The following is a 13,287-nucleotide window of genomic DNA, read 5'->3' as shown; positions in this document are numbered from 1 at the left end:
GGGAGCTCTCCACGATGCGCGCACGCACCGCAGTGACCGCCACCGCACTCGCGGCGGCCACCGCCCTCACCCTGACCGCCTGCGGCGGCGGCTCGGGCGGCGGTGGCGACAAGATCTCGACGTCACCGAGCACTTCGGCATCGCCCTCGGCGTCCACCGCCGCACCGAGCGAGGCGAACGGGGCGTCCCTGCGGATCGACCCCACGTTGAAGCTCCCGGCCGACCTGAAGGCCCAGTTCCAGTGGGCGACACCGAAGAACGCCGACCAGGCCGCCGCGCTCTCGGGCGCCGCCAACTACATCCAGGCGATCGACCACGCGGTCACCAAGCAGAACAAGAGCGACCCGGGCCTGCTCGGGTACTCCGCCGACAGCGCCCTCACCTACGCCCAGGGCTACGTCCAGCAGAACGTCGACCAGAAGCTGACGATGACCGGCACCGACCGCTACTACGGGCCCACCTTCACGATGGGCAGCGGCGGCGCCTCCGTCGAGGTCAAGCTCTGCAACGACCAGTCGAAGCTGTACAGCAAGGAAGTCGTCGGCGGAAAGGTGCACGTGACCGGGGCGAGCGACCGGAACTACGTGTCCTGGGACATCGTCATGGTCAAACTCCCCACCGCGAAGGCGGTCTGGCAGGCGCGCGAAGTCACCGTGAAGGAGAAGGCACTCCAATGCAAGCAGTGAACGCCAAGAGAACGGCGCGGCGCGGCCTGGTGCTCGCCGGAGTGGTCGTCCTCGCCGCAGCCGGACCCGGCTACGCCTACACCGGCACGTCCAAGGACACCCCGACGAGCCATACGTCGGGCGACAGCAAGAACGGCACCCTCACCGCCGGTGCCGGAGCCGTCAGCGTCACGTACCCCGCCGGCTCCCCCGGCGGGAACTCGCACCCCCTCACGTCCGTCGACGTGCACTGGACGCCGCCGCCCTGCTGGATCGGCCCGATAGCCGACCCGGTGACGTTCAAGAAGAACGTCCTGGACGGGGTGAAGGCCACCAACGTGCCGGGGCAGGCGAACTACGCCCTCGAAGCCATGGACCAGTACAAGAAGCACTACGACAGCAACTACACCTGGGACGGCAGCGGCAAGGGCTACAAGGACTTCAACATCGACCAGCAGGGCAAGGGCATGTTCTGGGGGCCGGTGGAGAACCCGGACGCCCCGAACAGCCTGGACAAGTTCGCCTGCAACTCCACGATCCCCTTCTTCGTGCCCAACGGGCAGCGCCCGCCCGCCGGCACGCCGAACGTGATCACGTCCGAGATGCTGTCGAAGATCGCGTACGCGCACACGCAGGTGCCCGGCGTGACGATCAAGACCAACCCGGTGAACACCCAGACCGTCAACCTGCCCACCTGGGTGCGGCTGGACGAGAAGTACACGCCGGTGAAGGTGCGGGCGTCGGTGGACCTCGGCGGCGGGCAGCAGATCTGGGCGGAGACCACCGCGAGCCCGACGAGCGTGCACATCGACCCGGGAACGTCGGACGCGACGGTGTACCCGGCATCAGGCGACTGCCCGATCGCGGGGGACGGGACAGTCGGCGCGGACTACAACGGGAACCCGAAGGCCGATCCGCCGTGCGGTGTGACCTACCTCAGGTCCACCCAGGCGACCGGGCCGTTCGACCTCGACGTCACCGCCACCTGGAGCGTCAGCTGGACCGGCTCGGACGGCGGCGGCGCGGCCCTGCCCGACGGCCGTATCCAGCAGCCCAGGCAGGTCACCGTGCAGGAGATCCAGTCCATCAACCGCTGAACCACCCGCGGGCACGGCATGGGTGAAACAGCATGAGCGGCACGGCATGAGTAAGGGGCGGCACCCCAGGGTGCCGCCCCTTACTGTCTGGACCGTCCGGCCTAGTAGACCGGCTTGTCCGGCTCGATCGTGTTCACCCAGCCGATGACGCCGCCGCCGACGTGCACCGCGTCGGAGAAGCCCGCGGACTTCAGCACCGCCAGCACCTCCGCGCTGCGCACGCCCGTCTTGCAGTGCAGCACGATCCGCTTGTCCTGCGGGAGGTGTTCGAGGGCCGAGCCCATCAGGAACTCGTTCTTCGGGATGAGCTTCGCGCCGGGGATCGACACGATCTCGTACTCGTTCGGCTCCCGGACGTCGATGATCTCGATGTTCTCGCCGTCGTCGATCCACTCCTTGAGCTGCTTGGGAGTGATCGTGGAGCCGAGCGCGGCCTCCTGGGCCTCCTCGGAGACGACGCCGCAGAACGCCTCGTAGTCGATCAGTTCGGTGACGGTCGGGTGCTCGCCGCACACCGCGCAGTTCGGGTCCTTGCGGACCTTGACCTGGCGGTAGGTCATCTCCAGGGCGTCGTAGATCATCAGCCGGCCGACCAGCGGGTCGCCGACGCCGGCCAGCACCTTGATCGCCTCGGTGACCTGGATGGAGCCGATCGAGGCGCACAGCACGCCGAGGACGCCGCCCTCGGCGCAGGAGGGCACCATGCCGGGGGGCGGGGGCTCCGGGTACAGGCAGCGGTAGCAGGGGCCGTACTCGGACCAGAAGACCGACGCCTGGCCGTCGAAGCGGTAGATCGAACCCCAGACGTACGGCTTGTTGAGCAGCACGCAGGCGTCGTTGACCAGGTAGCGGGTGGCGAAGTTGTCCGTGCCGTCGACGATCAGGTCGTACTGCGCGAAGATCTCCATCACGTTCTCGGCTTCGAGCCGCTCTTCGTGCAGGATCACGTTCACGTACGGGTTGATGCCCTTGACGGTGTCCCGGGCGGACTCGGCCTTGGAACGGCCGATGTCGGCCTGGCTGTGGATGATCTGGCGTTGCAGGTTCGACTCGTCGACCTCGTCGAACTCGACGATGCCCAGCGTGCCGACGCCCGCCGCCGCCAGGTACATCAGCGCGGGCGAACCGAGGCCGCCGGCCCCGACACACAGCACCTTCGCGTTCTTCAGCCGCTTCTGCCCGTCCATCCCGACGTCCGGGATGATCAGGTGGCGCGAATACCTGCGGACCTCGTCAACGGTGAGTTCGGTGGCCGGCTCGACCAGGGGTGGCAGCGACACAGGGACCTCAGCAATACGGTTGGGTAGGTCATCGGACAGTAGGTACGGGCGGCCGCCCGCACGTCCTGGCCCTGTAACACTGCCACGCCCTTCTTCATTCCAAGACACCCGGTCCGAAAGCCGAGACGAAACCTGGTCACATGCTGGGCGGCGGCTCCTCGCGCACCCTGCGCACCGCTTCGTTCCAGTACCCGGGCAGGCCCGCCCAGGGGTCCGCGCCGTCCCGGTCGGTGCGGTCGGTCATGTACACGGTGCCCGCGCCCTGCCAGCGGGCGACCCGCAGCGCGGCGTCCAGGTGCGTGGCGGGCAGGCCGTGCACCAGGTGCGCGAACCGCCCCGGCGGGTACTCCGCCGTCCACGCGGGCACCTCCGACCAGCGGTAGCGCGTCCACGGCCCGGCGAAGACCACCAGCTGGTCGGCGAACTCGGCATACCCGGGGTAGGGGTGCGCGCCGGGCGCGAGCACCACCCGGCCGCCCTCCGGCAGCAGCGCCCGCAGGGTCGCGGTGGCCCGGCGGCACTGCGCCACCTCGGCGCGGAGCGTGGGCGCCCGGTCCACGTAGAAGCCGTCCACCTGGTACCAGTCCCGGTAGCGCGAGGCGTCCGCGACCAGCTCGCCGTACGGCCTGGTGCCGTACACCGCGTCCAGCCGTCCGAGGAGTGGTACGGCGTTCTCACGGACGCGGGTGAGGGCCTCGGCGCAGAGGGCGTCCGCGCGGCTGCCGGGGCCGGACGACACGTCGAAGGCGGCCCAGTCCACCGGCGCGCCCGGCCGGGCCAGTTCGGCCCACTCCGCGGGCGCGACCAGCGGGTGCGCGAAGAGCGGCACCCCGAAGCCGGTTCTGGCTCCGGGTACGGCCGGGGCCGGGCCGTCCGGCGCGGCACCGGACCGCCCGCCCCTGACCGAGTGGAACCTTGACGGGTCGGCCCGGGGCGCCCCGGCCCCGGACAGGTCGGAGACGGGCGGATCGGACATCGAAGGGCCTGACGTCGAGGCGCCGGACGCGGCCAGCCGGGCTGGCCGGGCCGACGACGACAGGTCCGATCGGCCGCGCGAAGCGGCCAGGGGGTCGCCGCGGGTCGACGGATCACTGCGCGGGAACGGGTTCAGACGCGGCATGCCGCCTCCATCCACACATCGGCCAGCGACTCCTCCAGGCCGATCCGTGGCCGCCAGCCGAGCCGGTCGCGGGCCGTACGCACGTCGGCCTGCTGCCAGGACCCGCAGCCGTCCGGATACGGCGCGGCGTTCGGCGGGTCGTCCAGCTCGCGCAGCGCACCGTCGTACCCGGCGACGTGGGCGAGGGCCGCGGCCATGTCCCGCATCCGCACCGCGCGCCCGCTGCCGATGTTCACCACGCCCTGCGCCGCCGACAGCGAAGCGGCGTGCACGGCCCTGGCCACGTCGCGCACGTCCACGAAGTCGCGCTGCGCGCTCAGCCCGCCGAGCTTCAGCTCGCCGTCGCCGTTCTGCATCGCCCGGCGCAGCGCCTCCGCGACCCGGCCCAGCGGCGCCCCCGTCGGCGTGCCCGGCCCGACCGGGCTGAACACCCGCAGCACCACGGCGTCCAGGCCCGACCCGAGCACCAGCTCGGTGGCGGCGAGCTTGCTCACGCCGTACGGGCCGCCCGGCCGCGGCGACGCGTCCTCGCCGGTGGACGAGCCGACCGGCGAGGGGCCGTACTCCGACCCGCAGCCGACCTGCACCAGCCGGGCCGCGACCGAGCTGCGGCGCAGCGCCTCGCAGACGGTCGCCACGGCCACGATGTTCTGCCGGGTCAGGTCGCGGGCGTTGCCCCGGGTGGAGCCGGCGCAGTTGACCACCACCCCCGGGTGGACCGCGTCCACGAACCGCGACAGCACCCCGGGCGCGCCCGAGGCGAGGTCGAACCGCACGTCCGCGTCGTCGCTGCGGCCCAGCGCGGTCAGTTGGCAGGCGGGGTCGGCCAGCAGGCGTTCCGCGACGTGGCGGCCGATGAAACCGTCGGCCCCGAGCAGCAGCACCCTCATCGCACACCCCGCCGGGTCCGGCGCCCCGCGACCGTACGGCTGCCCGCAGGCGCGGGCCGCACCGGGGGCGGCGGGACGGGGATCGCGAACGGGCCGACCGGCACGGCCCCCCAGGTCGGCGCCGCCGGTGGGCGGCCGTACAGGTACGGGGTCCCGGGGAATTCCGGGGTGATCGCTTCCGGAGTGGTCCGGGCGGACGGGTGGTGCGTGCTCACGAGGGTTCTCCTGGTTGGTGATACAGCAGGTCAGATGCGGTGGGCCGAGGCGCGCGGGACGAGGTGGAGGGAGTGCGCGGCCAGCACCAGGGCGGCGGCGCCGCAGGCGACGGCCTCGGCGGGGCCCGCCGGGAGCAGGGTCGGCAGCAGGGCCTGGGCGGCCACGGCGACGGCGAGGCCCGCGGCGGCGGTCCGCGGCGCGCCGTGCACGGCGAGCAGGCGGGCCGCGAACAGCAGCGCGCCGACGGCCGAGCCGCGGAGCGAGCCGAGGACGGCGAGCAGGACGAGCAGGGTCGCGGCGTATCCGGCCAGGGCCGCGATCAGCCGTGGGCGGACCGCGTCGGCGAAGTCGGCGAGGCCGTGGCTGGGGGCGAGTTGGGCGCGGGCGCTCGACGCGAACCAGCGGGCCAGGGCTGCCGCCGGGAGCAGGGTCAGCGCGAGTACGGCGAGGGTCCCGGTGCCGACCGGGTCCGGGCCGCAGCGGGCCAGGGCGAGCAGCGCGACGGCGCACAGTGCCGCAGGCACGCGGGTCGCCGCGCGGCCGGGGACGCGTAACGGTCCCCGGCTCAGCGCCGGCCACGCGGTGCCGGCGAGCACCGCGACCGCGACGGCGCCCGGGGCGTGCAGGGCCGCGGCGAGGGTGCAGGCCGCGGCCGGCAGCAGGTGCAGGGCGAGGTCGCGGGGGCGCGGCCGCACGAAGGTGCGGGTCGCGGGGTTGGGGGCGCTCCGCGGGGGTGTGCGGGGGACCCGGGCGAACAGTTCCTCTGCGAGGCCGAAGACGTCGCGGTGGCGCAGGCGCCGTGCGTCCACGTCCGTGACGCCCCGGGCCTCCAGGCCCGCGGCCACCTCCCACGGGTCGGCTGCGCCCGCGATCATCGCGTGGTGGTGGTGCATCACCCCGCGGACCGGGTCCGCGGGGCCCCTGCGCCGCGGCGCCCCCTTCCCCTCCGGCCGCCCTACGCCCGCGGCGCGGCTGGCCGCCGGCGGCCGGACGCTCTCGCCGTCACGGCCCGCGCCCGCCGCGCGACCACCCGCCGGTGGGACGACGCTGTCGCCATCCCGGCCCGCAGCCGCAGCGCGACCACCCGCCGGCGGGACGACGCTCTCGCCGTCACGGCCCACGGCCGCCGTGCGATCACCTGCCGGTGGCCGGACGCTCTCGCCGTCACGGCCCGCGCCGGCCGTGCGATCACCCGCCGGTGGCCGGTTGCTCGCGCAGTTCCCCGCGCCCCCTAGGGAACCCCCCACCGACAAGGCACCCACGCCCACACCCTCACGGGGCACGACCGCAGCGCGACCACCCGCCGGCGGGACGACGCTCTCGCCGTCACCGCCCACGGCCGCCATGCGACCACCCGCCGGTGGCCGGACGCTCTCGCCATCACCGCCCACGGCCGCCGTGCGATCACCCGCCGGTGGCCGGTTGCTCGCGCAGTTCCCCGCGCCCCCTGACGTACCCCCCACCGACAAGGCACCCACCGCCGCAGCCTCGTGGGGCACGAGCGGAGTGCGACTGGCCGGGGGGAGGGGGCGGGGGGTGGGGAGTTGATAAATCGATTCGCCTGGGGATTGCAGAAGCGATTCGTCTCGGGGTGGCATGGGGGCTCCTAGCGGCACGGGGTGAGGGCTTCCGCGGGGGCGACGAAGGGTCGGGGGGCGCCGGTGGCGTCGTGGAGGGGCTCGCGGGGGACGGGGTGGCGGGCGACGACGGAGAGGTAGGCGTCGCGGAAGGCGTGCACGCAGGTGGTCACCGTGAAGAGCGCGAGCGCGCGCTCGCGTGCGGCGGCGCCGAGGCGGGTGGCCCGCTCGGGTCCGCGGAGGAGTTCGAGCGCGGCGTCGGCGAGCGCGCGCGGGTTCCGCGGGGGCACGATCAGCCCGGTGCCGCCGATCACCTCGCGCACGGCGCCGACATCCGTGGAGACCGTCGGGCGGCCGCAGAACATCGCCTCGACCAGGTTGAGCGGGAAACCCTCCGCGCTGCTGCTGAGCAGCACCACGTCGCCCGCCGCGTAGGCGTCCGCGGGTTCGGGCGCGCCAGGAGACCCGATCTCCTCGAAGGCGACCGGGCTCTCGCCGACGGCGTGCGGGTGGACCGCCTCGTCGGGGAAGAGCTGCGCGGCCAGGCTCCGGCAGTGCCCGAGGTACCCGGCGCAGCGCTCGTCGGTGACGGGGGCGTGGAAGACCCGCAGCCGGGCCCGCGGCTCCTCCGCGCGTATCGCGTGGAAGGCGTGCAGCAGCGCGATCAGGTCCTTCGCGGGGTCGGCCCGCCCCACCCAGACGACCGTGGGTTCGGCCCGCGCGGCGGGCCGCCGCGCCTCCTCCTCGGACTCCTCCCCCGCCCGGGCGAAGCGCCCCGCGTCGATGCCCGGGTGGACGGTGCGGATACGGTCGGTGGGCGCGCCGCACCGCTCCTGCCAGCGGCGCACATGGGTCGAGCCGGGGGTGACGAGCGCGGCCTGCCGGTAGGACTCGCCGGCCAGCAGCCGGTGGTAGTCCCCGAGCAGGACCCGTACCGCGGGGGTCAGCCCGGCCGCGCGGTGGGCCAGCAGCGCCTCCCGCACCCGCACGGTGTACTCGGTGACGATCAGCGGCGTACCGCAGAAGCGTTTGGCCAGCAGCCCGGGCAGTGTGGCGGGGCCACCGGAGACGGCGTGGCACACGTCGGCGGAGCCCAGCTCGCCGGGGCCGTACCAGGGCAGCGACAGCGGCCGCAGCTGGTGCTCCAGCAGCGCGGCCACCGCGAGGAGTTCGGTGACGCCGATGTCCCCGAGCAGGGGGCGTACGCCGGGTGCGTGGCAGGCCGCCTCCAGGGCGGCCAGGGCGTCCTCGCTCCGTATCAGCTCGGGCAGTCCGCCGTGCTCGGCGGCCAGTTCGGCGAGGCCGTACAGCCCCGCGGCGAACCGGTCGGCGCGGTCGCGGCCGCGCGCCGGACGGCCCCGGCCGGCACTGTCCGCGGCACCCGCGAGCGCGGCGGCCAGGTCCCCGAAGTGCCAGCGGAACGCGGCCCGCCTGGCCTTCCGTTCGGCCCGGCCACCGCCCCGCACCGGGGCCGGCGGCTCGCCCCACAGCCGCTCGGCCCTGACCCGCTTGACCGGCGGGGGCGGGTCCACTTGGCCCCCGGCCTCGGTCCGCGGCGATCTGCTGAGCGCGTACACATCGAATTCGTGGTGCGCGAGACCGCGCACCAGGCGGTCGCACCACGCACCTCCTTCACCTCGCGCATACGGGTAACCACCCTCGGTGAGTAGTGCGATGCGCACGAGTGCGCCCCCTCTCGGCGTGCCGGATGTACGGTCGCTGCCGGGTCGGGGTGCTGCGCGGTTCGATGATGCGGTGGCTGTGCCCGTCCGGCGCGAAGCACGCTATGCCGGGACAACGGTGCTTCGGTGGACGGTTGTCCGCGCTGCCACCAAAAGGGGTGAAGGGGCGTAACTTCCGCGCGCGGCCGCCGTTTACCCGGCTTGCGCGGCGCCGGACGGGGCCGCGGCCAGGGGAACGGCTACGGGAACGGCCAGGGGTTGGGGGTGCAGGTCGGGCCGCCGTCCAGGGACAGGAACTTGGTCTGCTGCATCATCACCGGGGCGGGGGCGCCCTCGCGGGGGCAGCCGACGTGGTTGTGGCCGAGGCGGTGGCCGACCTCGTGGTTGACCAGCATCTGCCGGTAGGCGTGCATGCGGTCCGGGCCGTACGTCGCGGCGCCCCGGGCCCAGCGGTACGCGTTGATCATGGTGCGCGGGGTGGACGCGGCGTCGCAGGAAACGTTGTCGACCGTGGTGTCGAGGCCGGACTTGGCGCACCACTTGGCGGTGGTGCCGGGGCTGGCGAGGGTGACGACGATGTCGGCGGGGCCGGAGGAGACCCGTTCGAACGTCATCGTGCCGCCGTGACCCCAACTGCGCGCGTCGTTCAGGGTGGTGAAGACGGCGTCGGAGAAGAGCCGGGGGTCGAGGTCGAGCCCCTTCTCGACGTCGACCCGGAAGCGCATCACCTTGCCCTTGCCGGGGGCGGCCTGGTGGCCGGGCACGGTGGTGAAGGCGCCGGAGAGGCTGAGGTGCGGGTCGAGCGGATACTGCCTGGCCATCTGCTCGTCGTACGACGCCGGGCTCGCGGTCGCGGGCGCCGCGGACGGGGTGGACGGCGCGGCGGAGGTCTCCTCCGCCGAGGGGCCGGAGTCGCCGCTGGGAGCGGCGTCCTCCTCGGTGCGGTGGCCGCGGTGCAGTTGGGTGCCGGCCAGCACCGCGATCGCGGCCAGCGCGGTGGCGGCGGCGACGGCGGTGAGCGCGCGGGTCCTGCCGCGGCCCGCGGCGCCGGACGCGGCGGGCGCCGCGGAGTCGTCCGTGCCGCTGCCGCCCTCGTCGCCCGAGGCGGCTGAGCCGGCGGTGCCGGGCGGCGGGTGCGACACGAGGCGCGGCGACGGCTGGTCGAAGGCGTCCACGAACTCCTGCCGGGGCCGCGGCATCACGCGCCCCACCTGGCCGTGCCGGGGAAGGGAGCCGTGGGCGGCGGGCGAGCTGAGCGCGGACGCGGTGTCGTACGGCGCCCAGTCCTCGGCCCACTCCTCGACCGGGTCGAACGGCAGGTCGCGGCGGCCGGACCGGGCGGCCGACCAGGCACCGGGGGTGCCCCAGGCGTTGTGCTCGGGATGCTCGGGGCGGTCGGGCCGATCGGGGTGGCCGGGGCGGGAGCCGGACGAGTCGTCCGGGTCGTACGGCAGCGGCGGTTCGGCCGGGTCGCGCGGGCTCCGCGGTTCGTCCGGGCCTTCCGGGCCGTCCAGGCCGTACGGGCTCAGCGGCGCGAAGTAGTCGCTGTCGTCGGCGGGGCCGCGGCGGCGGCGTCCGGTGCCGGGGGTGGCAGGGGGGATCGGGCCGCCGCTGACGAAACCGCCGGAGTCGGGTATCCGCTGCTCCCAGCGGTCCTGCTCCCAGCGGTCCTGTTCCCAGCGGTCCTGGCTGTCCCGGTCGTCCTGTCCGTCTGTCGCGCTGTGCTTCCCCACGCCCTCGATCAGCTCCTGGTCGCCGCGTCGGTACTCGGACCCCTGCCCACGCCCGCACCCGCCAGGCCGCCGAGCTGCCGCGGGCCGCCGGCGTCGCGCCGGCGCGCGGCCACGTCGGACAGCAGGTCACGGAAGGCCCGGTCGACCAGCCCCGGGTACTCCATCATCGCCACGTGCCCGCTGCCGGGGATGAGCAGCAGCCGCCGGTCGCGGAAGGCGCGGGCCGCGTGGCGGGCGGACCTCATCGACACCAGCTTGTCCCGCCCGCCGTAGACCAGCAGGGTCGGCGCGAGCACCCGCTCGGCCTGGCGCCACGGCGCGTGCTGCCCGCCGAGGGTGTAGGCGTCGGCGAGCCCGCGGATGGAGCGGACCATCGCGTCCCGGAAGTACGGCAGGTTCAACCGCCGTTCGTACTCGGCCGCGGCGTCCTCGCGGGCCTGCGCGTCGACCACGCCCGGGTCGCCGTAGCAGAGCGCCAGCAGGCCGGCGGTGCGGCGCTCCGGGCTCCAGTCCCGGGTCAGCCGGGTGAAGAGCCGGAGCACGCCGGGGACCGCGGTGAGCGTGGTGGGCCAGGCGGTGAGCTGCGGCGGGACCTCGGGGAGCGCGGGCGAGATGAGGGTGAGGGTGCGCACCAGGTCCGGGCGGGCCGCGGCGACCTTGACGGCGACCGCGCCGCCCATGGAGTTGCCGAACAGGTGGACCGGCCCGCGCCCGTCCGCTTCCAGCAGCCGGATCACGGCCCTGGCGTGCCCGGGGATCGAGTAGTTGCCGTCGTCCGGCGGCGGGGAATGGCCGAATCCCGGCAGGTCCGGGGCCTCCGCGCTGACCACGTCGGAGAGCCGGGCCATCAGCGCGGACCAGTTCTGCGAGGAGCCGCCGAGGCCGTGCACGCACAGCGCGGGCTCCGGTCCGCCGTCGGTACGTGACCGCACCACCAGGCTGAGCCCGGGCAGCCCCACGGTCCGCACCGTCTCGCCTGCCGCCAGACGCGGCCCCTCCGGTGGTACGGACGCCGGTGCTACGGCCGCGCGGGGAAGATCGGTCGAGGGCATACGGCAATATTACGAGACGATCACGTCAACGGCCGAGTGTTCGCGGCCACATGCGGCCGGAAACGACAGGCGAGCGGCGGAAAGCCGCCGTCCCGCACTGCGCGGGCGCGCACCTGCTCCTAGGCTCGAACGTGGCGGTATCGCGCGTTCCGGCACGAGGAGGGGCAATGTCCGACCAGACCGGCAGCACCAGTGGCAGCCCTGAGGGCGGCGCCGGGGGGCCGGCCGCCCGCGGCAGGCTCGCCGCACCGGACGAGTCCGACCGCGCGGACGAGCGGGACGAGCGGGACGGGATCGGCGAGATGGACGAGGCGGAGGCCGCGGAAGCCGCCGAGGCCGCGCAGGAGGCGGCCGACCTCGGCCTGGAGGAACCCGAGGCGGACACCGCGGAGCAGCGCGCCGAACTGCTCCAGCAGCGCGACGACCGGATCACCGCCCGCCCCGCCGACCAGGCCACCGAGGCCGACCCGGCGGACGCCGCCGAGCAGCGCCGTACGGTCCCCCACGACGAGGACGACTACCGCTGACGGTGCCCCCGCGCCCCGCGCCGGTGCACCGCCGCGGCGCGGCCGGGACCGGAGGGACCCGTCGGGACTTCCGCCCGCAGGTCCCAGGAAGTGAGAATGTCCGTCCGCACGGCGCACAGGGTCGTTACTGAAAAGTACGATGGCCATCGCGGTGTTCATTCGTACCTTCACCACCAGAACTGGGAGGCGGCGTGACAGCCATCGAGCAGACTCAGGCGGCACGGCCGCGTGGCACCCGCCTGCCCCGCAGGGCTCGGCGCGAGCAGCTGCTGGGCGCGGCCCAGGAGGTGTTCGTCGCACAGGGTTACCACTCCGCGGCCATGGACGACATCGCCGAGCGGGCCGGGGTCAGCAAGCCGGTGCTCTACCAGCACTTCCCCGGCAAACTCGAGCTCTACCTCGCGCTGCTCGACCAGCACTGCGAGTCGCTGCTGCACTCGGTGCGCACGGCGCTGGCGTCCACCACGGACAACAAGAAGCGCGTCGAAGCGACGATGGACGCGTACTTCGCCTACGTCGAGGGCGAGGGCGGCGCCTTCCGGCTGGTCTTCGAGTCCGACCTGACCAACGAACCCGCGGTGCGGGAGCGGGTCGACAAGGTCGCGCTCCAGTGCGCGGAGGCGATCAGCGAGGTCATCGCCGAGGACACCGGGCTGCCCACCGAGCAGTCCATGCTGCTCGCGGTCGGCCTCGGCGGCGTCTCCCAGGTGGTGGCCCGCTACTGGCTGGCCAGCGGCAGCGACGTGCCCCGCGACACCGCGGTCCAGTTGCTGACCTCGCTCGCCTGGCGCGGCATCGCCGGGTTCCCGCTGCACGGGGCCGAGGGCGAGCACCGGCCCGAGCAGGGCTCCGAGGACGCGCGCTGAACCCTGTTCCACCACGTGCGGGGCCGGACCTTCGGGTCCGGCCCCGCAGTGCTCGTCGGGTACCGCCGCGGGCCTGTTCGCTCACGGCGTTTCCGCCGTGCCGGTACCGCCGGTCGGGCGGGGCTAGTCTTTGCTGCGTACGGCGCGATTCGACCGCGCACACCGCCCGACCATCGGAGGTATCCAAGCCGTGGAGGTCAAGATCGGCGTGCAGCACGCGCCGCGCGAGATCAACATCGAGAGCGCGCAGTCGGCGGCTGAGGTGGAAGCCGCCGTCGCCGAGGCGCTGTCCGGCACCAGCAAGCTGCTGAGCCTGGTGGACGAGCACGGACGCAAGGTCCTGATCCCCGCCGAGCGCCTTGCCTACGTGGAGATCGGCGAGCCCGCCACCCGCCGCGTCGGCTTCGGCGCCGCGCTCTGACCGCGCCTCACCGCAGGCCCTGAAGCCGCGCCCCCACCGGGGGGCGCGGCTTCTTCGGCAGGTGGGCGGCCAAGTGGTGCTTCGGCAGGACGAAGTCCGCGGTGCATCGGGGGGCCACTCGCCGCTGAAGGCGGAATCGGAAGCCGAGTCGGTGCAGGGAA

The 13,287-nt window shown here is 74.2% G+C and carries 12 protein-coding genes; 5 read left to right on the top strand and 7 right to left on the bottom strand.

The genetic code is table 11. The features are described 5' to 3' along the window. The first annotated feature begins 14 nt into the window (after nt 1–14). Both AB0399_RS10120 and AB0399_RS10115 read left to right on the top strand, forming a co-directional pair. The gene (locus tag AB0399_RS10120) at nt 15–686 is read left to right on the top strand and encodes a hypothetical protein (protein WP_329365056.1); all 672 of its coding nucleotides are present in this window, start codon (nt 15–17) and stop codon (nt 684–686) included. Beyond that, the gene (locus tag AB0399_RS10115) at nt 674–1,762 is read left to right on the top strand and encodes a hypothetical protein (protein ID WP_366410953.1); all 1,089 of its coding nucleotides are present in this window, start codon (nt 674–676) and stop codon (nt 1,760–1,762) included. The genes AB0399_RS10120 and AB0399_RS10115 overlap by 13 nt, the downstream gene beginning before the upstream one ends. Nucleotides 1,763–1,863: 101 nt before the next feature. Here the strand turns inward: AB0399_RS10115 and moeZ are convergent, their stop codons facing one another. The 7 genes from moeZ to AB0399_RS10080 form a co-directional block, all read right to left on the bottom strand. Then, complete coding sequence (moeZ, locus tag AB0399_RS10110) at nt 1,864–3,042, bottom strand: adenylyltransferase/sulfurtransferase MoeZ (protein ID WP_103884379.1); 1,179 nt, start codon at nt 3,040–3,042, stop codon at nt 1,864–1,866. Between the two features lie 136 nt (nt 3,043–3,178). After that, on the bottom strand, nt 3,179–4,018 hold the full coding sequence (locus AB0399_RS10105) for a spherulation-specific family 4 protein (protein ID WP_366410952.1): 840 nt from the start codon (nt 4,016–4,018) through the stop codon (nt 3,179–3,181). A 131-nt stretch (nt 4,019–4,149) separates the two neighbouring features. Then, nucleotides 4,150–5,052 (bottom strand): NAD(P)-dependent oxidoreductase, encoded by a 903-nt coding sequence (locus tag AB0399_RS10100; RefSeq protein WP_328468965.1) that lies wholly within the window; start codon nt 5,050–5,052, stop codon nt 4,150–4,152. A gap of 245 nt (nt 5,053–5,297) precedes the next feature. Continuing rightward, nucleotides 5,298–6,143, bottom strand: coding sequence for a hypothetical protein (locus AB0399_RS10095; RefSeq protein ID WP_366410951.1), 846 nt, complete (start codon nt 6,141–6,143; stop codon nt 5,298–5,300). 731 nt (nt 6,144–6,874) lie between these two features. Beyond that, nucleotides 6,875–8,527: a DUF3492 domain-containing protein gene (locus tag AB0399_RS10090; protein WP_366410950.1), complete on the bottom strand. Its 1,653-nt coding sequence runs from the start codon at nt 8,525–8,527 to the stop codon at nt 6,875–6,877. A 239-nt stretch (nt 8,528–8,766) separates the two neighbouring features. Further along, entirely contained in the window at nt 8,767–10,260 is a 1,494-nt protein-coding gene (locus AB0399_RS10085) for a DUF3152 domain-containing protein (RefSeq protein ID WP_366410949.1), read from the bottom strand. An 8-nt stretch (nt 10,261–10,268) separates the two neighbouring features. Further along, nucleotides 10,269–11,312 carry an alpha/beta fold hydrolase gene (locus tag AB0399_RS10080; protein WP_366410948.1) on the bottom strand — a complete coding sequence of 348 codons (1,044 nt, stop codon included), beginning with the start codon at nt 11,310–11,312 and terminating at the stop codon, nt 10,269–10,271. Nucleotides 11,313–11,479: 167 nt separating this feature from the next. Between AB0399_RS10080 and AB0399_RS10075 the strand changes: the two genes are divergently transcribed. From AB0399_RS10075 to AB0399_RS10065, 3 genes are all read left to right on the top strand, one after another. Next, nucleotides 11,480–11,839, top strand: a complete 360-nt coding sequence (locus AB0399_RS10075) for a hypothetical protein (protein ID WP_366410947.1) — start codon at nt 11,480–11,482, stop codon at nt 11,837–11,839. A 191-nt stretch (nt 11,840–12,030) separates the two neighbouring features. Beyond that, the gene (locus AB0399_RS10070) at nt 12,031–12,705 is read left to right on the top strand and encodes a TetR/AcrR family transcriptional regulator (RefSeq protein WP_328468953.1); all 675 of its coding nucleotides are present in this window, start codon (nt 12,031–12,033) and stop codon (nt 12,703–12,705) included. 190 nt (nt 12,706–12,895) lie between these two features. Then, a complete protein-coding gene (locus tag AB0399_RS10065) occupies nt 12,896–13,126 on the top strand; it encodes a DUF3107 domain-containing protein (protein WP_329365075.1) in 231 nt (76 codons plus the stop codon). Nucleotides 13,127–13,287: the final 161 nt, after the last annotated feature.

This window comes from Streptomyces sp. NPDC088194, assembly GCF_040702025.1.
Lineage (GTDB): Bacteria > Actinomycetota > Actinomycetes > Streptomycetales > Streptomycetaceae > Actinacidiphila.
The sequence above is the reverse complement of the archived record's forward strand: the minus strand, read 5'-3'. Positions and strand labels throughout refer to the sequence as shown.